Annotated in this window: 20 protein-coding genes; 10 read left to right on the forward strand and 10 right to left on the reverse strand. The window is 44.0% G+C overall.

All coding sequences use genetic code 11. The features are described 5' to 3' along the window. Positions 1–45: 45 nt before the first annotated feature. Entirely contained in the window at positions 46–738 is a 693-nt protein-coding gene (locus tag QUB06_RS00380) for a DUF2259 domain-containing protein (RefSeq protein ID WP_333433744.1), read from the reverse strand. A 458-nt stretch (positions 739–1,196) separates the two neighbouring features. On the opposite strand from QUB06_RS00380, the gene QUB06_RS00385 reads away from it, so the two are divergent. Then, a complete protein-coding gene (locus tag QUB06_RS00385; protein WP_333433745.1) occupies positions 1,197–1,442 on the forward strand; it encodes a hypothetical protein in 246 nt (81 codons plus the stop codon). Continuing rightward, positions 1,429–4,044 carry an ATP-dependent chaperone ClpB gene (clpB, locus tag QUB06_RS00390; RefSeq protein ID WP_333433746.1) on the forward strand — a complete coding sequence of 872 codons (2,616 nt, stop codon included), beginning with the start codon at positions 1,429–1,431 and terminating at the stop codon, positions 4,042–4,044. The genes QUB06_RS00385 and clpB overlap by 14 nt, the downstream gene beginning before the upstream one ends. Before the next feature lie 86 nt (positions 4,045–4,130). Here the strand turns inward: clpB and QUB06_RS00395 are convergent, their stop codons facing one another. From QUB06_RS00395 to QUB06_RS00410, 4 genes are all read right to left on the reverse strand, one after another. Then, positions 4,131–4,589 carry a hypothetical protein gene (locus QUB06_RS00395; protein ID WP_333433747.1) on the reverse strand — a complete coding sequence of 153 codons (459 nt, stop codon included), beginning with the start codon at positions 4,587–4,589 and terminating at the stop codon, positions 4,131–4,133. A gap of 7 nt (positions 4,590–4,596) precedes the next feature. Then, positions 4,597–4,887: a hypothetical protein gene (locus tag QUB06_RS00400; protein ID WP_333433748.1), complete on the reverse strand. Its 291-nt coding sequence runs from the start codon at positions 4,885–4,887 to the stop codon at positions 4,597–4,599. A 157-nt stretch (positions 4,888–5,044) separates the two neighbouring features. Further along, a complete protein-coding gene (locus QUB06_RS00405) occupies positions 5,045–5,221 on the reverse strand; it encodes a ribbon-helix-helix domain-containing protein (protein WP_071883997.1) in 177 nt (58 codons plus the stop codon). 68 nt (positions 5,222–5,289) lie between these two features. Continuing rightward, on the reverse strand, positions 5,290–5,469 hold the full coding sequence (locus QUB06_RS00410; protein ID WP_193973468.1) for a ribbon-helix-helix domain-containing protein: 180 nt from the start codon (positions 5,467–5,469) through the stop codon (positions 5,290–5,292). A 208-nt stretch (positions 5,470–5,677) separates the two neighbouring features. Here QUB06_RS00410 and QUB06_RS00415 point away from each other — a divergent pair, with 208 nt between their 5' ends. Then, a complete protein-coding gene (locus QUB06_RS00415) occupies positions 5,678–5,911 on the forward strand; it encodes a hypothetical protein (protein ID WP_333433749.1) in 234 nt (77 codons plus the stop codon). An 82-nt stretch (positions 5,912–5,993) separates the two neighbouring features. On the opposite strand, the gene QUB06_RS00420 is transcribed toward QUB06_RS00415, so the two are convergent. Then, complete coding sequence (locus QUB06_RS00420; protein WP_333433750.1) at positions 5,994–6,188, reverse strand: hypothetical protein; 195 nt, start codon at positions 6,186–6,188, stop codon at positions 5,994–5,996. Between the two features lie 644 nt (positions 6,189–6,832). On the opposite strand from QUB06_RS00420, the gene QUB06_RS00425 reads away from it, so the two are divergent. After that, on the forward strand, positions 6,833–12,148 hold the full coding sequence (locus QUB06_RS00425) for an AAA family ATPase (protein ID WP_333433751.1): 5,316 nt from the start codon (positions 6,833–6,835) through the stop codon (positions 12,146–12,148). A gap of 204 nt (positions 12,149–12,352) precedes the next feature. Here the strand turns inward: QUB06_RS00425 and QUB06_RS00430 are convergent, their stop codons facing one another. Further along, the gene (locus QUB06_RS00430) at positions 12,353–13,015 is read right to left on the reverse strand and encodes a hypothetical protein (RefSeq protein ID WP_333433752.1); all 663 of its coding nucleotides are present in this window, start codon (positions 13,013–13,015) and stop codon (positions 12,353–12,355) included. A 231-nt stretch (positions 13,016–13,246) separates the two neighbouring features. Continuing rightward, positions 13,247–14,272 (reverse strand): YihY/virulence factor BrkB family protein, encoded by a 1,026-nt coding sequence (locus tag QUB06_RS00435; protein ID WP_333433753.1) that lies wholly within the window; start codon positions 14,270–14,272, stop codon positions 13,247–13,249. Between the two features lie 129 nt (positions 14,273–14,401). Between QUB06_RS00435 and QUB06_RS00440 the strand changes: the two genes are divergently transcribed. After that, the gene (locus tag QUB06_RS00440) at positions 14,402–15,034 is read left to right on the forward strand and encodes a hypothetical protein (RefSeq protein ID WP_333433754.1); all 633 of its coding nucleotides are present in this window, start codon (positions 14,402–14,404) and stop codon (positions 15,032–15,034) included. A 473-nt stretch (positions 15,035–15,507) separates the two neighbouring features. Then, positions 15,508–16,494, forward strand: coding sequence for a mechanosensitive ion channel family protein (locus tag QUB06_RS00445; RefSeq protein WP_333433755.1), 987 nt, complete (start codon positions 15,508–15,510; stop codon positions 16,492–16,494). A gap of 137 nt (positions 16,495–16,631) precedes the next feature. Here the strand turns inward: QUB06_RS00445 and purU are convergent, their stop codons facing one another. After that, positions 16,632–17,486, reverse strand: coding sequence for a formyltetrahydrofolate deformylase (gene purU / locus QUB06_RS00450; RefSeq protein WP_333433756.1), 855 nt, complete (start codon positions 17,484–17,486; stop codon positions 16,632–16,634). A gap of 254 nt (positions 17,487–17,740) precedes the next feature. Further along, complete coding sequence (thrC, locus tag QUB06_RS00455) at positions 17,741–18,865, reverse strand: threonine synthase (protein ID WP_333433757.1); 1,125 nt, start codon at positions 18,863–18,865, stop codon at positions 17,741–17,743. A gap of 120 nt (positions 18,866–18,985) precedes the next feature. Here thrC and QUB06_RS00460 point away from each other — a divergent pair, with 120 nt between their 5' ends. From QUB06_RS00460 to QUB06_RS00475, 4 genes are all read left to right on the forward strand, one after another. Continuing rightward, positions 18,986–19,264, forward strand: coding sequence for a hypothetical protein (locus tag QUB06_RS00460; RefSeq protein ID WP_333433758.1), 279 nt, complete (start codon positions 18,986–18,988; stop codon positions 19,262–19,264). 257 nt (positions 19,265–19,521) lie between these two features. Further along, complete coding sequence (locus QUB06_RS00465; protein ID WP_333064902.1) at positions 19,522–20,574, forward strand: fatty acid desaturase; 1,053 nt, start codon at positions 19,522–19,524, stop codon at positions 20,572–20,574. A gap of 175 nt (positions 20,575–20,749) precedes the next feature. Further along, a complete protein-coding gene (locus QUB06_RS00470) occupies positions 20,750–22,252 on the forward strand; it encodes an AAA family ATPase (RefSeq protein WP_333433759.1) in 1,503 nt (500 codons plus the stop codon). Further along, entirely contained in the window at positions 22,252–23,181 is a 930-nt protein-coding gene (locus QUB06_RS00475) for a ParB N-terminal domain-containing protein (protein ID WP_333433760.1), read from the forward strand. The genes QUB06_RS00470 and QUB06_RS00475 overlap by 1 nt, the downstream gene beginning before the upstream one ends. Positions 23,182–23,562 lie beyond the last annotated feature (381 nt).

A 23,562-nucleotide genomic window follows, 5' to 3' on the forward strand; every position in this document is an offset into this window, starting at 1 on the left:
TAAGTTTTGATAATTCCCAGGTCAAAACCTGGGAATATAGCAAGTCTAAAGAACAAAGCCTTGTACAACAGTAGTTTTCAAGACTCCTTCAAAAGTGCGTTCTGTCTTGTCCACCAGGACAACGACATTGCGCCCGTTCGGAGACAAACGAACTTCTCGGATTGAATAAGAGAACACCCAATCTTCAAAATTGTTCAGCGATCCGAGGACACGCTGCCGACCGTTATGATTAATTACAAGACGCATTGCCGCGCTTTCTTTGCCAGGAGGAGTAGTTTTTTGCCGCTGTTCCAGGCGAATTTGTAAAGGCTTTGCTGTATTGACTTTGACGGCGACTGTCTCGCTTCCATTGGCTCCGGGAGTACGAGAAATAATGTTCAGTTTAGTTCCAGCTTGAGGAGGAGTTAACTTCAAAGTTTCCCTGCTATTCCAACTTTTTTTAAGCAAGTCATCTTCTGCCATTTTAGTGCTTTTATTGGAGTCGGGTTCGCCATATTTAGTTTCGATACACCCATTTCTGATGCAGGAATTTGCAGCAACTTGGACAATTTGCAATTCTGCTTTGGGAATTCCCGCTCCAGTATCTCTGGAACTTTCTAGATACAAGTAGTAATTGCTGTCGGCGGAAAAACCAGACATCCGGTGTGCGGCACGCCAGGTACTTGCCAAAGCTTCAGGGGCTAGTGCGAACGCGGCACTTGCTATAATACCTAACGAAATTAAAGGTACAATTTTCATAGCTATATTTTCCAGGTGTGAGAGTTATAGCGGCTGTTATTGATGAGTAAAACAATAACGCTTCGGGTTTCGCTATAGGACTGTGACGGTTCTCAAGTCCTCTCTCCTATTTACATGAGTGTTTCTCCATTTTCCGCAGCAGGAGACTGTTTAAGAATGTGCCGTTTTTGTAAGTGGCACTAGAAAGCATTTTCAATGTGAGAGTTGGTCTTATCTCACATCTTGCACTCTTCTCAAGAACAGGCAAGATGCCTGTTCCACAAAGAGTGAATTTTCTTCTTGGGGAACAGGCCGGAAAGCCTGTTCATAAAAAGCTTATTGACAATGGTGCAACATCTCATACCAATTTTTTATGAGGTTGCATAGAATCCGATCCCCCCTAGCCCCCCTTAATAAGGGGGGGACAAGATTCTTCTCTTTCGTCCCCCTTATTAAGGGGGATTTAGGGGGATCGAGATATGTGCAACTTCACATTAAATTGGTATCAGTCTTATCCAAGAGTCCAACTTTTAGGTGCGAAAGTTTGCTTTTCCTTGCGAGAGACTGCTACACAGGACGGAAATACCTATCTCAAGATAGGGGAACACCGATCCGCCCCCTCTCCGCAACTCCCTACAATGACAATTGTACGGGCGATCGAGCAATTGCCTCTACAGCAATCATCATTTTTAATGCAGGGAATTAAAATTTATGCAACCAAATAATCCAAACCAATTTACCGAAAAAGCCTGGGAAGCCCTCGCCCGCACCCCCGAAATCGTCAAAGCAGGTCAGCAGCAGCAGCTAGAAAGCGAACATTTGATGAAAGCTTTGCTGGAACAAGAATCGGGACTTGCTAGCAGCTTATTTAACAAAGCGGGAGTTTCTGTAGCAAAATTGCGCGATCGCACTGATGAGTTTATCAGTCGCCAGCCCAAAATTACTGGAAGCGGTGGCAACGTTTATCTAGGTCGTTCTCTCGACACTTTGCTCGATCGCGCCGAAACTTATCGCAAAGAGTACGGCGATGAATTTATTTCGGTCGAGCATTTGATACTAGGTTACGTTAAGGACGATCGTTTCGGCAAAAATTTACTACAAGAATTTAAACTAGATGAAGCCAAGCTCAAAGATATCATTACCCAAGTCCGGGGGAAGAACAAAGTGACCGATCAAAATCCAGAAGGCAAATACGAAGCGCTGGAAAAATACGGCAGAGATTTGACAGAAGCAGCGCGTCAAGGCAAACTCGATCCGGTAATCGGACGGGATGACGAAATCCGCCGCACGATTCAAATTTTGAGCCGTCGCACCAAAAATAATCCGGTATTGATTGGGGAACCGGGAGTCGGCAAAACTGCGATCGCCGAAGGACTCGCCCAGCGAATTATCACCGGAGACGTGCCCCAATCTCTCAAAGACCGACAATTAATTAGCCTAGATATGGGCGCGTTAATTGCCGGCGCAAAATTCCGGGGAGAATTTGAAGAACGCTTGAAAGCGGTGCTCAAAGAAGTGATGGACAGCAACGGCAAAGTCATCTTATTTATCGATGAAATTCACACCGTTGTCGGTGCCGGTGCAACTCAAGGATCGATGGATGCCGGCAACTTGCTTAAACCCATGTTAGCGAGGGGAGAATTGCGCTGTATCGGCGCTACAACTCTCGACGAATACCGCAAGTACCTCGAAAAAGATGCGGCACTAGAACGCCGTTTTCAACAAGTTTATGTTGACCAACCGACAGTTGAAGATACTGTCTCGATTTTGCGGGGCTTGAAAGAACGCTACGAAGTTCACCACGGCGTTAAAATTTCTGACAGCGCCCTAGTGGCGGCGGCTACTTTGTCTACTCGATATATTAGCGATCGCTTCCTTCCCGACAAAGCCATTGACTTAGTTGACGAAGCAGCCGCTAAACTCAAAATGGAGATTACCTCCAAGCCGGAAGAACTAGACGAAATCGATCGCAGGATTTTGCAGCTAGAAATGGAGAGACTGTCGCTGCAAAAAGAAAGTAACGCTGCTTCGATCGAACGCTTGGAAAGACTGGAAAAAGACTTAGCCAACCTCAAGGAACAGCAAAGCGCTTTGAACGCCCAGTGGCAATCGGAAAAAGGTGTCATCGGCAGCATTCAAAAGATTAAAGAACAGATTGATAAGGTGAATATTGAAATTCAACAAGCTGAATTAAAATATGACCTGAACCGCGCTGCTGAGTTGAAATATAGCAAGTTAACCGAATTGCAAAAACAACTGCAAGAAGCAGAAGCTCAACTTTCAGCAACTCAAACCACAGGTAAAACTTTGCTGCGGGAAGAAGTTACAGAAGGTGACATTGCCGAGATTATTTCCAAGTGGACGGGAATTCCGATCAGCAAGTTGGTTGAATCGGAAATGCAAAAACTTCTGCACTTGGAAGATGAACTGCACAAGCGGGTAATTGGACAGGATGAAGCGGTGACGGCGGTTGCAGATGCAATTCAGCGATCGCGCGCAGGTTTAGCAGATCCAAATCGTCCGGTTGCGAGTTTTATCTTCCTCGGCCCCACGGGTGTTGGCAAAACCGAATTAGCCAAAGCATTAGCGTCTTATTTGTTCGACACGGAAGAAGCGATCGTGCGAATTGATATGTCGGAATACATGGAGAAACACGCAGTTTCGCGGTTAATTGGTGCGCCTCCGGGATACGTTGGCTACGACGAAGGCGGACAATTAACTGAGGCTGTGCGCCGCCGTCCTTACTCGGTGATTCTATTCGATGAAATCGAGAAAGCGCACCCGGATGTCTTCAACATCATGCTGCAAATTCTGGATGACGGCCGCGTTACCGATGCTCAAGGTCACACAGTAGACTTTAAGAATTCTGTGATTATTATGACATCGAATGTCGGCTCTCAATACATCTTAGATGTGGCGGGAGATAACGAACAAATGCGGAGTCGGGTGATGGAAGCGATGCGGGGAACTTTCCGCCCGGAATTCTTGAACCGGATTGATGAGATGATTATCTTCCACGGTTTGAGTAAGACGGAACTGCGGCAGATTGTGCTGTTGCAAGTTAAGCGCTTGGAAAAACGGTTAGCCGATCGCAAAATGTCTCTGAAATTGTCGGAATCTGCGATCGATTTCTTAGCAGAAATTGGTTACGATCCGGTTTACGGTGCGCGGCCATTGAAGCGGGGAATTCAACGCGAGTTGGAAACGCAAATGGCGAAGGGTATTTTGCGGGGAGATTTTGCTGACGGCGATACCATTTTTGTGGATATCGAGAATGAAAGGTTGGCGTTTAAGCGGCTGCCGGCACAGTTGGTGACTGCTAAATAATTTGAGTAGGGTGGGCTGCGGCCCACCTTATTTTTTTGAGGGGTGATTCCCTACGGGATAGCTGCGATCGCGCGGCCTTTTTTTCTCTAAATCACGGTAGGTGCTTTAAAAACTTCTAAAATCTTTTGTTTCAAAGTAACTAACTCATCTGTAGCTGCATGAGCTTCATAAATAGCTTCGGATGCTGCTACAAAAGGATCTGCATCAAGGGCAAAATAGAGTGAATTAACTGCGCGCGCTGTGTGAAATGCAGCTAAATAATCTGATACTTCTATATTGCCTTCTCCCATTTTTTCTTGCAAGTCCCACTGAATCTCATCGAGTCGATCGACCAAGGATTTAAGTTTGTTTTGAAGTGAAACATCACCGCATTGACCTTTTTCTAGCGCTTCTAATCCTTCGTCAAGAATTGGGTGACTTAATCGAGTGCGTTCAATTGCGAATTTACAAGCGGCTTTTGCTGCATTTCGCTGCTCGGAAATAGTTGCTTGTTTCAGCATTTCCGATTGTTCAGCATCAATAAATTCTAAGCGATTTTCTGTCATTGTGTAATTAACTCCTTGGATTATATTTTTTGGGACTTGCGACTAAGCCGCCAGCGCCTTCTATCGTTTGGACGCAGTTTTCACACATAGGACGCCCTGCTGCTACTGCAATTACTTTACAATCATTTTTAACGGCCCAAGCAACTATGTTAGCTTCCGCATGGCCCAAACCTGGAATAACGGTTTCTCCGAATAGGAGTGCAGACTTTACTCCCGGTCGCAAGTAACCATTGGGTTCGCTGGTTCCTATAACTACTCTGCGGTTTTTTTGGGCGTCTTCAACAACCCCAGCACCCATTGTTACTCTAGATTGCGCGGGTGGTGATAGAGCTTGCTGTAAGGATCTCGCTCGCGTTCGGGCAATGCCTTCAGGATTGCTGAAAAGTTCTGCTTCTGTGTAGTCTTCTGGCAGTGTTGTCTCCTCGGTTGTTAAAGATATAGGCTGTGGTCATCGCTTAAGGGCGATCGCTTTCTGATTTATCTTTTTTCTGTTCTTGGCGTTCTCTGACTGCTTTAGCTGCCACATGGGAAAGCAGGTTTGCGAGCGTTCTATCTTCCTCTTCGGCCCATTCGGACAAGGCTTGATGAACGTCTTCTGGAAGTGTAACTGTGACTCGCATTCGTGAAGGCATGGGCTGGCATGGTTTTACTTCAATTGTCTTCAATCTTACACTCCAACACCTTTCAGTATCGCCGACATTCAACTCGGGCGATCGCTCCGCGATTCGTCCTTTTTCTGCTCTTGGCGCTCTCTAACTGATTTCGTCAGCAGGTAAGTTGTCAAACTGCTAACGGATCTGCTTTCTTCTTCTGCCCATTCTTCCAGAGCTTTTTGAATTTCCTCTGGTAGGTATGCGGTAACTCTTCCCCGTGAAGCCATTCGTTGCACTACAAAAAATCTCAATACAGTCCATCTTACGCTGTTTTGAGTTAAGACCGATAAAAATATTTCATTTTAAGTTATTTTAAATCATTGTACGTCATTGTGTGTTATAATGCGACCTGTAAACAGTCAAAAGCCAGCCCCTTACTGTGGAAGGTTCCGGGCTGGCTCTGGCTCCAACAATTCACTGGAGACGGATTCTATTATGACGTACAAAGAACGCTTGTGTTGTTGGGCGATCGCCCGTTTGTTACCCTCTGAGCAATGGATAATTGTTGCCCGCTTCCGCAGTCGTTCTGACGCAGACGGGCATTTTCAGTTTTTGCGTCAAACTATACCCCACGTTAAGTTTGAGGTTGTGTTCGATTTAAAGGGGGAAAGTAATCGTTTGGAGGCATTGCGCGATCGCTCTTCTAATTCCCTCAGCAGCGTGGGATAAACTTCAATCTTTTCGGTAGCTTCTGTGAGTTAAAGCGGGCGATCGCTCTTTTTTTAGTAAGTGCGATCGCTCCTAATTCTGGTCATAGCAATTCTGACAATTCTTGTTTGAGTTGCTCGATCGAAATTCCACCTTCTGTTTTCAGTCTTGCCCTCGATTCTTGTAACATAGCGATAAAATTAGGATTCAAGTTGAGGCTGACTGTTTCCATATCAGCATCTCGAATCGGCACCAACACTGCCGCAAGTTCACCGTCAACGGTAAGAATAATTACCAATAAACTAGGTTTATTGCCGATCGCCAACTGGTAGGATGGCGTAAATAGGTCGATCGCACTCCTGAGCGGGCTGCCCCCAAAAAGGTTACATTGTATTTACTGCTTTGGGGTCAAACACCAAGATGAGCAAGGAGAACAACGCTTTTACTCTCAGTATTGCCGTATTAACATTACTCCATCAGAGCGTTATGTATTGTCGGTTCCCCAAAGTTACCAGTTTCGTCTTCGCGCCGATGGCTCCAGGTGGGATAATCGCCCTCGCGGGTTCAATAACCTCTACCTAACAGGCGATTGGATCGATAATAGTTTCAATTCTGGGTGTATCGAAGCGACTACGATGGCAGGAATGCAAGGCCAGGGCAATTCTGCAACAGCAGTGCAGCCAGGAATATCATCGCCAGCAAATTATTGGCGAGAATGATGCTTGGCCTAAACATCAATCGCTTAACTTCGCGATCGCGGAGGGAGATTAGGCAAAGAAGATAGAGTAAAATCGATGCCGCAGGGGAAAAGTATTCAGATATAGGGCAGTATCTTGCCTGCGATAGTTCCCCATTAAACTTTTTAAGGCAAGAGTTTGGGAGTATTTCCATCTTAGCAGTTTGGAAATACTCCCCTTACACATTACTCAAAAGAAATCAAAAATGATTAACATTGACGGCTACCAGATTCTCACTCAAATTTACGACAGTATCAACTCCACGGTTTATCGGGCTTTGCGACAACTCGATAACCAACCCGTTATCCTCAAATTCCTCAAAGAAGACTATCCTACACCTTCGGAACTAACCCGCTATAAACAAGAGTATGAAATTACTCGCAATTTGAATCTCGATGGGGTGATTAAGGCTTATGGATTAAAACCCTATCAGCGGACTTTAGTCATTATCCTTGAGGATTTGGGCGCGTCATCTTTAAAACAGTTGATGAATGAGCGTAGGGAAGCAGGCACCCCGGCATTCCCCATACTGGAATTTCTTAGCATTGCTATTAAAACGGCTGATATTTTAGGCAGTATTCATGCCGAAAATATTGTCCATAAAGATATTAACCCCACGAATATTATTTTCAACCCAGAAACCGGGCAACTCAAAATTATAGACTTTGGTATTTCTAGTCAATTCACCAGCGAAAATCCTACCGTAAAAAATCCTAACGTCTTAGAAGGTACTTTAGCTTATATTTCACCTGAACAAACAGGAAGAATGAATCGTTCTCTAGATTACCGCACCGACTTTTACTCTCTCGGTGCCACTTTTTATGAGTTGCTGACACGACAACTTCCTTTTGAAACAAATGATGCCCTGGAGTTAGTGCATTGTCATATTGCTAAAGTGCCAATTTCTCCTCATCAAATTAATCCAGAAATTCCCCAGGCCCTGTCAGATATTGTAATGAAACTCATGGCAAAAACCGCTGAGGAGCGATACCAAAGTGGTTTCGGAATCAAAAATGATTTAGCAGAATGTTTGCATCAGTTACAAACCACAGGAAATATATCTGATTTCTCTTTAGGGGATCAAGACATTTCCGCCCTGTTTCAAATTCCCCAAAAACTCTACGGACGCGAAGCCGAAGTAGAAGCACTACTAAAAGCATTTGAGCGAGTAGCGGACAATTCCCAATCCCAAATAGAAATGATGTTGGTGGCGGGTTATTCTGGTATTGGCAAATCATCTCTAATAGCCGAAATTCACAAACCCAATACCCGACGGCGCGGCTATTTCACCGCAGGCAAATTTGACCAATTTCAAAAGAGTATTCCTTACTCCGCTGTAGTTAGCGCCTTTAAGGGATTAGTGCGGCAACTATTAACTGAAAGTGAAATACAGCTTGAACAATGGCGAGAAAAACTTAGAGGTTCTTTTGGTGTCAATGGTCAAGTGATTATTGATGTAATTCCCGAAGTAGAACTGATTGTCGGCGAACAGCCACCAGTGCCAGAATTAGGGGCAAGCGATTCGCAAAATCGGTTTAATATTGTCTTCAGTAACTTCATCCGAGCCTTTTGCACAAAAGAGCATCCCTTAGTCATATTTCTCGATGATTTACAGTGGGCCGACTCCGCGACACTCAAGTTAATTGAACTGATGATGACCGATGCAGATATGCAATATCTGTTTTTAATTGGAGCCTATCGGGATAATGAAGTTAGCCCAACGCACCCCTTGATGATGACGCTGGATGGATTGCTCAAAGATGGAGCCACTATCAATTATATTACCTTAGCACCTTTAGAACTAGAAAATATTAGCCAACTGATTGCCGATACCTTATATAGCGACACTGATGCGGTAAAACCCTTGGCAGAATTGGTGATGAGGAAAACAGGTGGTAATCCATTCTTTGTCAATCAGTTTCTCCAAACCCTGTACGCGGAAAACCTGATAATTTTTGATTTCCCGGAGCATAGTTGGCAGTGGAATATTGACCAAATTGAGGCACAAAATATTACCGATAATGTTGTAGAATTGATGATAGGCAAGTTAAAGAAACTGCCGGCGCTCACACAGCAGGTTTTACGTTTAGCATCTTGTATAGGTGCTTCTTTTTACTTAAACACTCTTGCGATCGTTAGTGAAAAACCGAAAGAGGTAATTTTTTCTGACTTAGTTGTGGCAGTTCAGACCGGATTCATCTTGCCCACATCAGAGTTAGATGAAAACCTATTAATTCAAGATTATAAATTTCTGCATGACCGGGTACAACAAGCGGCTTATGCTCTGATTGATGACAATCAGAAAAAAGCGGTTCATCTTCTAATTGGGCGGCTGTTGCTAGCGAATGTATCTGCTGAGCAACTACCGGAAAAAACATTTGAAATAGTCGATCATTTAAACTTAGCTTGGGAATTGATAACTGATGAATCGGAACGGGTGGAATTAGCACGATTGAACTTGGAAGCGGGGAGAAAAGCCAAAGCTTCAACGGCTTATGCCACTGCTTTAGAGCAATATTTTACTACGGGAATAGAGATGTTGCCGGGAGATGCTTGGCAAGAGCATTATGATTTGACCTTTAGTTTATATCGACAACGGTCTGAATGTGAATATTTATGCGGTAACTTTGAAAAGGCAGAAGAGTTATTTGATTTGATATTAACTCAGGCTCACTCTAATTTAGAACGAGCAGAAATTCAGAATATGCGCGTAATTTTTTATGATAATAAAGGCAAATATTTAGAAGCTATACAAATAGCTTCGGACACCTTAAAAACTTTGGGAGTCAGTTTGCCGATCGCTAATAAAGCAGAAATTTGGTCAGAATTGGAATTAGAGTTACAGTTATACAGAGCTAGTCTCGAAAGAATCAAGATAGCCGAGCTAATTGATGCACCCAAGATGATTAACTCAGAAATAATAGCCTGTATGAAGCTTTTAGAAAATCTTAGTGGACCTACTTATTTTACTAACCAAGACTTGTGTGCTTTGGGCTCACTCAAAATGGTCAATCTTTCTATTGCACACGGCAACTCCGAGCACTCGGCTCATGGATATGCTTACTGGGGACTTATGGGAGATCCAAGATTAGTTGATTATAAGGTTGGTTATGAATTTGGTCAATTAGGCATGAAGCTGGCCGAGCAGTTTAATAATGCTAGTTTATCTTGCAAAGTTATCGAGATGTTCGGTGCTCATATTAATCCCTGGCGAAGCCATCTTAAAAAAGGTATTCCTATTCTTAGAAAGGGCTACCAAATAGGTGCAGAAATTGGAGATATTTGGGCGGCTTATACTTCTTACCATTTGGTTATTCAAAGAATTATAGCTGGGGAAAACTTTGACAGTATTCTTGATGAGTCTAACAAATATCTTGAGTTTAACAAGCAAATCAAAAATTCTGCTTTGGTTGGGAGTCAGCAATTATATCAGTATTTTATCTTAAATTTACAGGGATTAACCCTGGACAAATTTTCTTTTAGCGATGAGAATTTTGATGAATATCAGTGCCTCCAAATGTGGGAAGAAAAAAATTTTATGACGGGAATAGTGCCGTATAACCTATTTAAAACACAAATTTTCTTCCTATATGGAGATTATAAAAATGCTCTGACAACCGCCAAAAAAAGCGATGAAATTCTCGTTTTTATTACAGGTATACCCAGTCAAGCCGACCATTATATGTACTATTCTTTAATTTTAACGGCTCTTTACCCAACTGCTACCAACTCGCAACAGCAGGAATATGAGGAAATTTTAAAAGTCAATCAACAGAAGATGAAAAATTGGGCAGATAACTGTCCTGAAAACTTCCTGCACAAATATCTATTGGTAGAAGCGGAAATTGCTCGCATTACTGGTAAAGAAATAGAATTAATATGGGAATTGTACGATCGCGCCATTGCTTCAGCCCATGAAAATGAGTATATTCAGAATGAAGCTTTAGGCAATGAACTGGCAGCTAAGTTCTGGCTAGGTAAAGGCAAAGAGGAAATTGCCCAACTTTATATGAAAAAAGCGCATTATGGCTACCAACTTTGGGGGGCTAAGCGTAAAGTAGAGGATTTGGAGGAGAAATATCCGCAGTTGCTACCCAAGGTATCTGCCCAGAAACAAACTGATTTGCAGACTACTGCTATTGGCATAGCTTCTTCAACAACTGGAGGAAGTTCCAATATAGACTTGTTCACAGTTATCAAAGCTTCCCAAGTCCTTGCTGGTGCAATTGTCCTTGACCAATTATTAGCCAAATTAATGAATATTTTGCTGGAGAATGGAGGCGCACAAACAGGTCTACTGATTTTATCAAATAATGGCAAGTTAACTATTGAAGCAACTGGTCAATTCGACCCACCCAAGGTGGAAGTTTTGCAATCTATTGCTGTTGAAGCCGGGGAGGATATGCCAGTGGGGATGTTTAAATATGTCGCAAGAACTCTGGAAGATATAGTGCTATCAGAGGCTACGAAAGAAGGTGTATTTATTAGCGAACCTTATGTTGTGAAAAATCAGCCTAAGTCGGTTTTATGTGCTCCTATTATCAATCAAGGCAAATTGCTCGGCATTCTGTATCTAGAAAATAATCTGACTACGGGAGCTTTTACACGCGATCGCCTAGAAATTCTTAAAGTCCTCTCTTCTCAAGCTGCGATTTCTATTGAAAATGCGCTGCTCTATCGCACTTTAGAAGATAAAGTTCAAGAACGCACAGCTCAACTAGGTCAAGCTAATCAAGAAATTAGCACTCTCAATGAACTCCTCAAAAAAGACAATCTGCGAATGAGTGCGGAACTCGATATTGTCAAACAACTGCAACAAATGGTGTTGCCAAAACAGTCAGAATTAGAGGCAATTGAAGGCTTAGAAATAGCTGGATTTATGGAACCAGCCGATGAAGTTGGCGGCGATTACTACGAGGTATTGCAACAGGATGGTCAAGTCAAGATTAGCATTGGCGATGTCACGGGACACGGTTTAGAAAGCGGCGTGTTGATGATTATGGCACAAACGGCTGTCAGGACGCTTCAGAAAATGAAAGAAACAGATCCAGTGAAGTTTTTGGATGTCCTCAACCAGACTCTTTATGACAATCTCCAGCGCATGGACTCCTCTAGAAATATGTCTCTAGCTATATTAGACTATGCCGGAGGTGTCCTGAAATTAAGCGGACAACATGAGGAAATGATTGTGGTGCGCGCTGATGGAAAATTGGAGTGCATAGACACGATGGATTTAGGCTTTCCCATTGGCTTAGTAGAAGAGATTGGCGACTTTATTGCTCAAGAAGAAGTGCTGTTAAACCCCGGAGATGTGGTGGTGCTTTATACTGATGGAATTCCTGAAGCTTTAGATATTAATAATGCGCTGTACGGATTAGAAAGGTTGTGGCAAGTGGTGGTTGAAAATCGTCAGCGCTCGGTCCAAGAAATTCGGGAAGCTGTGATTGATGATGTGCGGCAGTATATTGGTGCTCAGAAGGTTTTTGATGATATTACTTTGGTGGTGATTAAACAAAAGTGATGTTTTTTTTTAGTTTATTCTCGGTTTTTACGCGCGATATTTAGAGGTAAAGGTGATGACAAAATCCACTTCGGTCAGTTGTATTTATCTCTGGGGATTTACAGCAAATTCGGGTTTGTTACCTCTCGATCGGCGGTTTAAACCGCTACTACGGCAGTTACGCAGGCACGCTATATGTAGCGTGCCTGCGTAACTACTGCTAATTCAATTCCGCACCATGACAGAGCGAATTACAGCATTGGTTTGATACTTATTAGTCTGATAAAATCCCCCTTCCCCAGCGCCATAAACTCCCGCAAATTGTTTCCCTTCAGCCTTGGGAACAAACATAATGTTTCTAGTGGGTTGCTTGGCAAATACAACCCCTTCTCTCATTTCATTATCGACGTTATAAGATAAAGTAGCTTGGCCGTAAATTGCCTCAGCTTGTTTCAGAGTCATTCCTGGCCCGACGCCCTGAACTGTTTTATAATTAGGATTGTCAGTCATCAAAAGTTCAATAACATCGGTATCTTTGAGCTTTGTACCAGCAGCGTAGATAATCCGATATTGCACTTTTCCCGATCGACTAACTGCCACAGAATCAAAGTCTACCATAAAAGGAGACTCTACCTTAAACTGCGCCGTCGAACCCAGAGCCTTTTTCAATTGTCCAAAAGTCATCCCCACCTTCGCCGCTCCAATTGTGCGATCGGAAATTGTTAAACTTGCAGCAGGTGTTTTTTGAGCAGTTTTTGCCGCTTCCCCCAGCTTATTTGCACCCCCAGGCGCAACAGCGGAACCCGGAACCGAAATTAAAGTCAGGTAACTGCCGATCGCCAATAAAACAGCTATCATTGATCCAGACAAAACTTTAACATTCAACATGACTAATTCTCCTAGATTTCAAATGCGACTATCTACCCGCATCTTTTTGACTATCCTGGGCCTCACCCTCCTAGTTTGGATTCTCAGAGGTGTTGGCCTCTTGACATTCATTCCCGGCGGTGTCATTTGGATACTAATTTTTCTGTCTTTTGTTGCGGGCATACTCAGCACTTTACTCCGTAGGTAAGCCAGCATCCGGCAAATAGCAATTAACAATTCAAAATTAACAAATTATTTTAATTTTGATTGTTTCATAGCCTTTCCCACTGTCACATTCAACTGAGCGCCGATCAGCATCACCAAAGAAGAAATATCCAGCCACAGCAGCAACACAATAAAACTTCCGATTGTGCCGTAAGTCCACGTGTAATTGCCCAAATGCAAAACATAAAACCGAAATAAAGCTGAAAATAGCGCCCACAAAATAGCAGCAAAAACAGCTCCCGAAAAAATAGGAATATCTGGTAGGCGGCGGCTAGGCCCGTAGCGGTAAACAAAAGCAAAAGCCAGTGATATAATTCCCAAAGAAATCGGCCACCGCCACAGCCGCCAAACACCTAACAGTTGCGACTCCAAAGGGCAATTGCCGGCGAGGATCAAGCAATTTTGAACATCTTTTAAATCGCAATTGGCGACGGACTCGATCAGGCAACTCTGGCGGGCAATAGCTTGTACAATTAAGTCGCTGACAAATACTACTCCCGATGCCAGAATCAATAGTATAATTGTGCCGACACTCAGCGCCAGAGAAATAAGTTTTGCTTTCCAAAATGGTCTAGCTCGATCGCTAGGGATTTCATGGATGCGATCGAGTGCAGCCATCGCCGCGCTCATTACTCCAGAAAATGCCCAAATCGCCCCAAGAAAGCTCACCGAAAACAGCCCTTTACTGCGAGTTAGCAGAATTTCTTTGATTAAGCCACCAATCAACTTCCGCACGTCATCGGGTATAACTTCGCCCAAAAGACGGGCGATTTGATAAAGTGTTGACTGCAAAGGTTCAAACAGAGCGATCGCAGATAAGATAGCCAACAGCCCCGGAAACAGCGCCAGCATAGAATTGTAGGCCATTTCCGCAGATAGCCCCGGCAAACGCTGCTCTCCCGCCTTCGCCCCGACTTCCTTGAGCGTGCCCCAAGTCAAACACCGACAAAACAGCCAAAAACCCCAAAATTTCCGTTTGAGAGCTCGAAGCAGCCTCAAAAATGCCTTAAACAAAGCTAAAATCAGGTAGCGCAACCAGTAAAAAATGTTCATAGCGCACAGGCAACGGGGCGAAAGATGAGGTACACAAGTCGTTAATTAATTAAGCCATTATCAACTCGCAATTGCCAATTCCCAATTCCCCAATCTAAAATCTAAAATCTAAAATCTAAAATCAATATTATGGCTCAGGATGTCAGACAGTGGTTAGATGAAATCAAGCGGCTGCAACAGCAGTTAACAGAAGTTTCGCGCGATCGCGATGAGGCCGGTGAAAGTGCGGCTCAGTGGCGCCAACTTTACAATACCGAAGCCGAACAGCGGCGGAATGATGCCAAATTAACTCAGCAAACCATCGCTTCTCTGGAAGCACAAATAGAGCAATTACAAAATTTTTCTCCCCTTGTGCCCGAAGGATCTGATGCTGGAGTTGCTCGCCAGCAGGAAGTGGAACAACTGCAAACAGTAGGCGAACTTAAAGCTAAGTTAGCAGAAGTTCTCGAAGAGCGCGATCGGGCGATCGAACAAGTTAAACAACTCACTCAAGCCCTCAAACAAGAAGAAGCCCGTCACGCCGAAACTAGCAAAAATTTAACTAGCGCCCTCGGAGATGCCGTTGACTTGCTCACGAAAGCCCAAAATCCTGCCCCTGCAAAAACGGAGACAGTATATTCTTTAGAAATAGTACCTACTCGCACTGCAAATCCTGGCGAAACTGCTCTGGAAATACGTCAAACTTCTGCCCCAGGCAAAAATCCCGCCCAACTTCCACCTTCTAAAAATCAGTTACTCGATTTACCGCCCTTTGGGAATTAGAAGTTAAAAATTCAGGAATTTTCGGCATGGCGAGTCCCCTTAGCAGGTGGGATTTAGTCAGCGATGCGTTGTTTTTGCTTTTCCTGAAATTAAGCGGCATTAATTTATCAGCTTCTTTATTATTCCCCATCTACGGATAATCTACTAATCGATGTAACTGTACTATATCCCAACCTATAATATCGTTTCCGGCTGCATCGTCAGGTGATAAATTAGATGGCAATTCCTGAATTATTTTTACAAGTCGCCCGGTATCTCGGCGCAATTTTCAGTTGTTCGAGTCACAGTCAACAGTCAACAGTCAACAGTCAACATCATAAGGAGTGCAACCGGAATTGATATAATCCGCATTCAAAATTTTGAGGACTGCCAAAAAATCTTCCTCGCGTCGTACTCACCTACAGTCTTTAGATAGAACTTAATCGAGCTAAATTTTACTACTATCGACAACGACTGATGCGCGAGGAAACTTGATGAAGGCAGAGATATCAATAGTCTGGAAAAAGATTCAGAGCATGATCGACGGCTTTATGATCATGCTGCCTAATATTGTGCTGGCGTTAATTGTCTTTGCAATTTTTTACTTTGTGGGTAGGCAAATTAAGAGAGTGGTCAGGCGAGTTACCCGCCACCACCACCAAGCTCGAAATTTGGGGCTGGTGTTAGGACGGTTAGCCCAGAGTGCGATCGTTCTAGTTGGTCTATTTATTTCTCTTTCGATTGTAATTCCCACATTGAAAGCTGGCGATTTGGTGCAACTGCTGGGAATTAGCGGGGTGGCGATTGGTTTTGCCTTTCGCGATATCTTGCAAAACTTCTTAGCCGGTATTCTAATTCTGTTGACTGAACCGTTCCGAATCGATGACCAGATTGTGTTTAAAAACTTTGAGGGAACGGTAGAAAATATTGAGACCCGCGCTACAACAATCCTAACCTATGATGGTCGGCGGATTGTCATTCCCAATGCCGAATTGTTTACGAATTCGGTGACAGTGAATACCGCTTTCGATAAACGCCGCACGGAATACGATTTTAGTATTGGTTACGGCGACGATATTGATTGTGCCAAGCAGTTAATGCTGGAAGCATTGTACAGCGTAAAGGAGGTGTTGAAAGATCCTGCACCCGATGTGCTGGTGCTTGAGCTAGCAGAAAGTACCGTCAAAATCCGCGTTCGGTGGTGGATTGCTCCGCCGCGCCGCATTGACGATATGCGATCGCGCGACAAGGTAATTTGTGCTATTAAAAAAAAGCTTGTGGAAAACGGCATCGATTTGCCTTATCCCACGCGACAAATTTTGTTTCACGACCAAACCGAAGAAACCGATGGCGATCGCTCCCAGCAGCGCGAAGGATGGCCCGCTGGTAAAAGTAAAGTTCCGAAACCTCGTCGTATGGGCCGCTCTTTGCGAAAATTTACCCAAGGGCGATCGCAACAAGACGGCAACGGAAAATCTTAACCCCATCACAAGCCATGAAAAATATCAAGTTGAGAAAACTTTGGGATTCGCTGTACGTAGCGACTGCAACCGGAATTGATATCACTCGCCGATTGCTCAAAGCACTAACAAACCCGAATTGATATGATGCCTAATTTTCAAGCAAAAACCACAGTCCGATTGCCGTACACTAAAACACGATTTTGTAAATGATATCGCACCGCCCTTGCTAACACAACTCTTTCTAAATCTTTACCTTTGCGAACCAAATCAGACACTTCATCGCGGTGACTCACGCGCACAACATCTTGTTCGATAATCGGGCCCGCATCTAAATCTGGTGTAACATAGTGGGCTGTTGCACCGATAATTTTTACCCCTCTTTCATAAGCCCTTTCGTAGGGATTTGCACCCACAAACGCGGGTAAAAATGAATGGTGAATATTAATCACATTGGGAAATTTCCTGATAAAGTCTTGACTCAAAATTTGCATATATTTAGCCAAAACTACTAAATCAATCTTATATTTTTTAAGAAGTTCTAACTGTTGTGCTTCTTGAATAGCTTTATTATCTTTAGTAAGGGGAATATACTCAAACTCGATACCGTATTGTGCGGCAATGGGCTTTAAATTTTCATGGTTGCTGATTATCAGCGGAATTTCACCTCGGATTTCTTGCGCTCGCTGTCGCCAAATCAAGTCTAATAAACAGTGATCTTGACGGCTTACCCAGATTGCGATGCGTCGAATTTTATGAGAGAAATGCAATTGCCAATTGGCTTGTAAGTCCTTGGCAATTTCAGTAAAAGCAGGTGTTATTTGTTCGGTGGTTAAGTCAAAATCATCTAATTGCCATTCTAGCCTGCTCAGAAATAATCCGGCGGTAAAATCTGTATGGTGATCCGCGTGGATGATATTGCCGTTGTGGGAGGCGATAAAATTGGCAAGTAAGGCGACAAGCCCTTTGCGATCGGGACAGGCAATTAACAGGGTTGCAGTAGGGCTAGTCATAATATAATGACAAAATTGTCTCGCTGAGTCGATCGAGAAAAAAGCGATCTCACAGGGGTTTATGGATACGATTAGGGGCGGGCAAGATGCCCACCCCACAATGGATCTTAACTGAGAGTGGAACAGGCATCTTGCGTGTTTCTATGGGCTTAGGGGCGGGCAAGATGCCCACCCCACAAGAGATTTTAACTAAGAGTGGAACAGGCATCTTGCCTGTCTCTATCTTCCTTCTTCCCTGTTCCCTCTTCCTTCTTTTAAAATCCCATCGCTCCAGCTACTGCATCCAAAGTCGGAGCAATGCCGCTTTTAAACAGATTGTTGCTGTGATTAATTGCCGTATCCGGGTCTTTCAAACCGTTACCAGTCAACACGCAAACTACCGTCGCCCCAGTCGGAACTTGGTCTTTCACCTTCAGCAAACCGGCCACAGAAGCTGCACTCGCCGGTTCGCAGAAAATCCCTTCCTGCGATGCCAACAAACGGTAAGCGTCGAGAATTTCGGCGTCGGTGACTGCGGCAAAACTGCCGCGGCTGGCTTCGGAAGCTGCGATCGCCTGTTTCCAGCTAGCCGGATTTCCAATCCGAATTGCCGTCGCCAAGGTGTCCGGGTGCGCCACCGGTTCTCCCGTCACCAACGGTGCAGCCCCGGCGGCTTGAAATCCCATCATCTGCGGCAAGCGCGAACATTTTTTGGCTTGGTGGTATTGACAAAAACCCATCCAGTATGCTGTGATATTTCCCGCATTTCCGACGGGAATGCACAGCCAGTCTGGGGCGTCGCCTAAAGCGTCCACCACTTCAAAAGCCCCGGTTTTCTGACCTTCCAAGCGGTAAGGATTCACCGAATTTACCAAAGTCACGGGGTAGTTAACAGCCATTTCGCGGACAATTTCTAAGGCTCGATCGAAATTTCCGCCAATCGAAATGACTTCCGCACCGTAAAGCAAAGCTTGCGCCAGCTTGCCCAAAGCCACGTAACCCTCGGGAATCAACACGAAAGCTCGCATCCCCCCGCGTCGGGCGTAGGCGGCGGCGGCGGCCGAAGTATTACCGGTACTGGCGCAAATTACTGCTTTGGCACCAGCTTCCTTTGCCTTGGAAATCGCCATTGTCATCCCCCGGTCTTTGAAACTACCAGTGGGGTTGAGTCCGTCGTATTTCACCAGGACGCGCACGTCTCGACCAATGAGAGAGGCGATCGCAGGTGCTGGAATCAGGGGAGTATTGCCTTCTTGGAGGGTCACTACCGGCGTGGTTTCCGTCACCGGCAGGTAGGGGCGATAAGCTTCGATCAAGCCGGGCCAGCCGTAGCGTTTCGGCTCGGCGGCGCGGGCAGCAGAGTTAGCAGCAGAGTCAGTAGCAGGTAGAATCAGGGTCACGGTGTCAATGGTTTTAGGCAATGGCCGAAGAATTTACACTAATTTTAGCTCGATCGGTTAATTTGATGTTTAATACGATCGGTTCAGGTTAAAGTAACTTAATGGTGTGAATGTGTAGATATGTCTACCCAATTACTAATGTCAAATAATTCATCGACTCTTTCCCGGCCTCAAGTTACCGCGAGCAATCCCGACATGGCTAGTTCTTCTACGCTATCGACCAGTTTTGCCCGCAAAGTAAATTCAGTGAAGTGCCCCTACCAAGCCGATCAGCAAGTTAAGTTCCTGCACTTGCAAGCGGAAATCGAATCCTTGCTGCTGGAAGTGCAAAGCCTCAAACAGCGCTCGATCGCTGGCTTGCGGGAGATCGACCCCATTTCTGGCAGGAACAGCAATTAGCAGACAACAGTCGCTAATGCTAATTGTCCTGGCCCTGTGTTATAAAAACGAATGTTTTGCTACCCGCAGTGTTTTTTGCCAAAAGTGCTAGAAATTCCTAACTGCGGATAGCGATCGCTAGCTTTTGCTAAAACGCGCTTGCCTACAGCTCAACTCGTCTGCTGCTTGCTGGCAACGAGCTGATATTTTACGGCGCTTTTTTATTGCGCTAATTTGTTAAGCCATCCTCATGGCATACGGAGAATCGAAATCAGTTTATGACAGCATCGATCGAAAAACCACTAAATTTGACATCCGCAAGTGACACTTCCAACCTGCGCCTGAAAGATATTCTCAAAACCCTGCCGCGGGAAGTATTCGCCAAAAACCCCCGCAAAGCTTGGACAAAAGTAATCGTCAACGTTCTTTTAGTTGCTGTCGGTTACTGGGGCATAGCAGTCTCTCCTTGGTTTCTACTACCCCTAATGTGGATTTTCACAGGAACCGGATTAACCGGTTTTTTTGTGATCGGTCACGACTGCGGTCATCGGTCATTTGCTAACCGCCGCTGGGTAAACGATTTAGTCGGACATATCGCATTTCTGCCGTTAATTTATCCGTTTCACGCATGGCGGCACGGACACAATTATCACCACAAGCACACCAATAAAATTGGCGAAGATAATGCTTGGCAACCGATGACAGCAGAAGACTACGCTGCTGCTCCCAAGGCTTTACAAATAGCTTATAGTTTAATTTTCGGTCGGATGTGGTGGATCGGCTCGATCGCCCACTGGGCAAAAGTGCACTTTATGTGGTGGCGGTTCAAAGGACAACAGAAACAAGAACAAGTGCGGTTTTCAGTTTTTGTAGTTTTAATCGGTGCTGCGATCGGATTTCCGATTTTAATTGCAACCACAGGCATTTGGGGATTTGTCAAATTTTGGTTGATGCCCTGGCTGGTTTACCATTTCTGGATGAGCACTTTTACGATCGTCCACCACACAGCACCAGACATTTCATTTAAAGAACCCGAAGAATGGAACGAAGCCCAAGCGCAACTATCGGGAACTGTTCACTGCGATTATCCCCGCTGGGTAGAGTTTCTGTGCCACGACATTAACGTCCACGTTCCCCACCACCTTTCAACTGCTATTCCCTGGTACAATTTGCGCCTCGCCCACAGCAGCTTAAAGGAAAATTGGCAAGATCATCTGTACGAAACAGAATTTTCTTGGTCTTTAATGAAGCGGATTGCCGACAACTGTCACCTATACGATCCGGCTGGCGGCTATCAGACATTGCAGGAATTTAACGCTCAAACAAAGTAGTTTTGAAGCGTGATTAATCCCCAAAAAACCCGGTTTGTCAAACACAACCGGGTTTTTCGATATTACAATCCATAGCCTTTGTAAGGGGCGGAATGCGCCCCCTACTGTCAATATCACAATCCGTACCATTATTAAATCAGTCATTCCCCATCTAAAATCTAAAATCTAAAATCGAATGACTTTCAATCCCAATAACTGCCGCAACGAAAGCGAAGTAGAAAGCAAACTCATTGTCAGCTATCTGCTACCAAAGTTAGGTTATACGCCCGACACTTGGCACCAAGAAATCGCATTTGGGAATATTCGTCTAGACTTCCTCTCATTTGCAACCCAAGTTATCCCAATAGTTGTCGATGCAGACTCGCCGATGAGTGTAGTTATGGAGGCTAAACATCCGAAGGAAAATTTAGACCGCCACCTGCGAAAACTCCATCGCTATTTAACAAGTTTGAGCATCCGCTACGGCCTCATAACTAACGGTAAAGAAATTAGAATTTATCAAAGAGTCGCCGATGATATTCAGCTAGTCTTTAAGTGTGCTGGAAAAGACATTGAAAATAGAATTGATGAAATTATCGCTTTAATTGGCAGAGATAGTTTAAAATTTATAAAAAATCCCGATAATCTCGAACTGGAAGATAGTAAAATTAATTTGGTTAGTCCTGAGTTAATTAGCGAAGTCCCAGTACAGCCCAAAAATCCCGCCACCGCAGAACCTGAGCCAAGTCAAATCTCAGAACCGGAACAAATACCTGAAAATTATTCAGTTAAGCCTCAAGTTAAATCCGATGTAACCGTTCCCCCAAAAATCCAAAATAGTATGAAAATTATTGCAGTTTACCATAACAAAGGTGGCGTTGGCAAAACTACAACTGTAGTCAATTTAGCTGCTGCGTTGAGCAAGAAAGGTAAGAGAGTCTTGGTGATAGACTTAGACAGTCAGGCTAATACAACATTTGCGACAGGTTTAGTAAAATTTGAGGATGAAGAACAAGATGATTTGAAAAACAACAATATTCTTCACGTTTTGCGGTCAGCAGATTTTTACTCAATATCACAAGTCGCGAGAACGTCTAATTTTTGCACTCCAGCAATAGATGTGATTCCTTCTCATATTGATTTAATGCAATATGAAAATGAACTAAACTCACTGGATTACAGTAAAATAATTCTGATTCAAAAACTAGCAGAAGTACAAGAAAACTACGATATTGTACTGATTGATACGCCGCCATCTTTGAATTTATATGCTAGAGTTGCTTTGATTGCTGCTGATTATTTAATTATTCCTTCTGACTTAAAACCTTTTGCCAATCAAGGATTAATTCATGTCAAAGATTTTATCGGAAAAATCAATGGATTCAAGAAACTAATGGGCATAAATCCTCTCGAAATTTTAGGCGTACTTCCTTGTAAAATATCAACTAACAGTAAATTTATACAGTACAGTTTGCCCAAGCGGAGGGATGCAATTCCCAAACGCTACGGACTGGAAATCATGGAAAGCGCCATTTACGAAAGAGATGATTTGGCTAAGTGTGCAGAACACACTCAGATGGTGGGAGATATGGAAATTGCCGATCCGATTTCCGTGCTAGACTTTAATCCAGATTCTACCGCATCTCAAGAATTTGAAGTATTAGCAATGGAAGTCTTGGAAAAGATAGGTGGTAAATAATGAAAAAATTATTGGTGTCGTTGGTTCTAGTTAAAAAGATTACATCCACAGTTCCCCGTTCCAATTTTGCCGAGCGCGATTTGGAGAAACTGGCGCAACTGATTTTAGAATTAGGAGGATTGATTAACCCCATAATTCTCCGCCGCAACGGTATGGATTCCTACGAGATAGTAGACGGAGACTTTGAATACTACGCGGCGGTGAGAGCCAGGGAAATCAACCCTATGAAAGGCGAGACAATCGGAGCATTTATTCTTGAACCAGAAAATGAAGGACTGCTTTTAGAGCAAGTTCAAGCGTTGAGGAAATCCGCCAAAACTGAGAATTTAGTTGAGAACCCAGAAACCGGGGTTTTGTACGAAAATACTTCGTCGCAGCCTGCAGATTCAATAAAAAACCCGGTTTCTTTGGTCGAAGTCCCTAATTTAGGTGAAAATGAAAGTCCCCAAGAGTCATCTAGTTTAGAACAGCGACTAACAAATATTGAAGCTGAGTTTGCCCGTCAAATTAATGACTTAAAAGCCGAGTACGCCCGTGAACAAAAAGTTTTCGCCCAGAGTATACAAGAACTTGAAAACCGAATCTTACAACAAGTACCTCTGTTAGTTGAAGCTGGGTTAGAAAACAGAATTAATGAGTTGAAATCTGAGTTGCCACCCGAAAAACCAGTGGTGGTAGAGAGGATACCACAATTTGAAAACGTAGCTTCCGAATCAATGTCGGCGTTGGAAGCACTCAATACCCTAGATGAATTTAAAATGTTGGCGAATTTTCAAGATGCGGGCTTGAAGTCTCCAGTAATCAAAAGAATAATCAAAGAACGAGAGGTGCAGCCGTTTGTGTCATTTACAAGTGCGGTCAAACGTATTGATGGGTTAACCGACAAAACAATGATTAAAATAATTGACAAGTGGCAAAAACACTCATAACTCGCAACTACTGCCGCCACTAGCAACTTTGGTCTAGTGAGTCTCTAAGCCAAAAAAAGTAAAGATGAGTAAAGCAGTGTATGCTTGGTGTCCCGCAGGCAGTTAAACTCATCACAGTCGCTTTTTTAGGAATTGCAGTAACTTTTGCCGTAGCTTGCGGGGCGGGACGCCATCGCCCGGGCTGTCACTGCACAGCCCCTCGCACAGGTACAGCAGCAACGCCATATCTCCTCCAGATAACTGAGTTCGATCGCAGACTTGGAAGACTCAGCCCAAGAAACCCTTTAAGTTACCACGGTCTGGGTAAGGTGTTTGTCTCGCACCTTACAATTTGAGTTCTTGGGTTAGTCCTGCATCCCTTAAAACGCCGGCTGTAAAGTG

Origin of the sequence: Microcoleus sp. D2_18a_D3 (assembly GCF_036702455.1) — a bacterium.
Taxonomy (GTDB): Bacteria; Cyanobacteriota; Cyanobacteriia; order Cyanobacteriales; family Microcoleaceae; genus Microcoleus.

Bases quoted from the DNA above. Each gene is read 5' to 3' on its own strand.
- QUB06_RS00380 (WP_333433744.1), bottom strand. From the start codon at position 738: ATGAAAATTGTACCTTTAATTTCGTTAGGTATTATAGCAAGTGCCGCG.
- QUB06_RS00385 (WP_333433745.1), top strand. From the start codon at position 1,197: ATGTGCAACTTCACATTAAATTGGTATCAGTCTTATCCAAGAGTCCAA.
- clpB (WP_333433746.1), top strand. From the start codon at position 1,429: ATGCAACCAAATAATCCAAACCAATTTACCGAAAAAGCCTGGGAAGCC.
- QUB06_RS00395 (WP_333433747.1), bottom strand. From the start codon at position 4,589: ATGACAGAAAATCGCTTAGAATTTATTGATGCTGAACAATCGGAAATG.
- QUB06_RS00400 (WP_333433748.1), bottom strand. From the start codon at position 4,887: ATGGGTGCTGGGGTTGTTGAAGACGCCCAAAAAAACCGCAGAGTAGTT.
- QUB06_RS00405 (WP_071883997.1), bottom strand. From the start codon at position 5,221: ATGCCTTCACGAATGCGAGTCACAGTTACACTTCCAGAAGACGTTCAT.
- QUB06_RS00410 (WP_193973468.1), bottom strand. From the start codon at position 5,469: ATGGCTTCACGGGGAAGAGTTACCGCATACCTACCAGAGGAAATTCAA.
- QUB06_RS00415 (WP_333433749.1), top strand. From the start codon at position 5,678: ATGACGTACAAAGAACGCTTGTGTTGTTGGGCGATCGCCCGTTTGTTA.
- QUB06_RS00425 (WP_333433751.1), top strand. From the start codon at position 6,833: ATGATTAACATTGACGGCTACCAGATTCTCACTCAAATTTACGACAGT.
- QUB06_RS00430 (WP_333433752.1), bottom strand. From the start codon at position 13,015: ATGTTGAATGTTAAAGTTTTGTCTGGATCAATGATAGCTGTTTTATTG.
- QUB06_RS00435 (WP_333433753.1), bottom strand. From the start codon at position 14,272: ATGAACATTTTTTACTGGTTGCGCTACCTGATTTTAGCTTTGTTTAAG.
- QUB06_RS00440 (WP_333433754.1), top strand. From the start codon at position 14,402: ATGGCTCAGGATGTCAGACAGTGGTTAGATGAAATCAAGCGGCTGCAA.
- QUB06_RS00445 (WP_333433755.1), top strand. From the start codon at position 15,508: ATGAAGGCAGAGATATCAATAGTCTGGAAAAAGATTCAGAGCATGATC.
- purU (WP_333433756.1), bottom strand. From the start codon at position 17,486: ATGACTAGCCCTACTGCAACCCTGTTAATTGCCTGTCCCGATCGCAAA.
- QUB06_RS00460 (WP_333433758.1), top strand. From the start codon at position 18,986: ATGTCTACCCAATTACTAATGTCAAATAATTCATCGACTCTTTCCCGG.
- QUB06_RS00465 (WP_333064902.1), top strand. From the start codon at position 19,522: ATGACAGCATCGATCGAAAAACCACTAAATTTGACATCCGCAAGTGAC.
- QUB06_RS00470 (WP_333433759.1), top strand. From the start codon at position 20,750: ATGACTTTCAATCCCAATAACTGCCGCAACGAAAGCGAAGTAGAAAGC.
- QUB06_RS00475 (WP_333433760.1), top strand. From the start codon at position 22,252: ATGAAAAAATTATTGGTGTCGTTGGTTCTAGTTAAAAAGATTACATCC.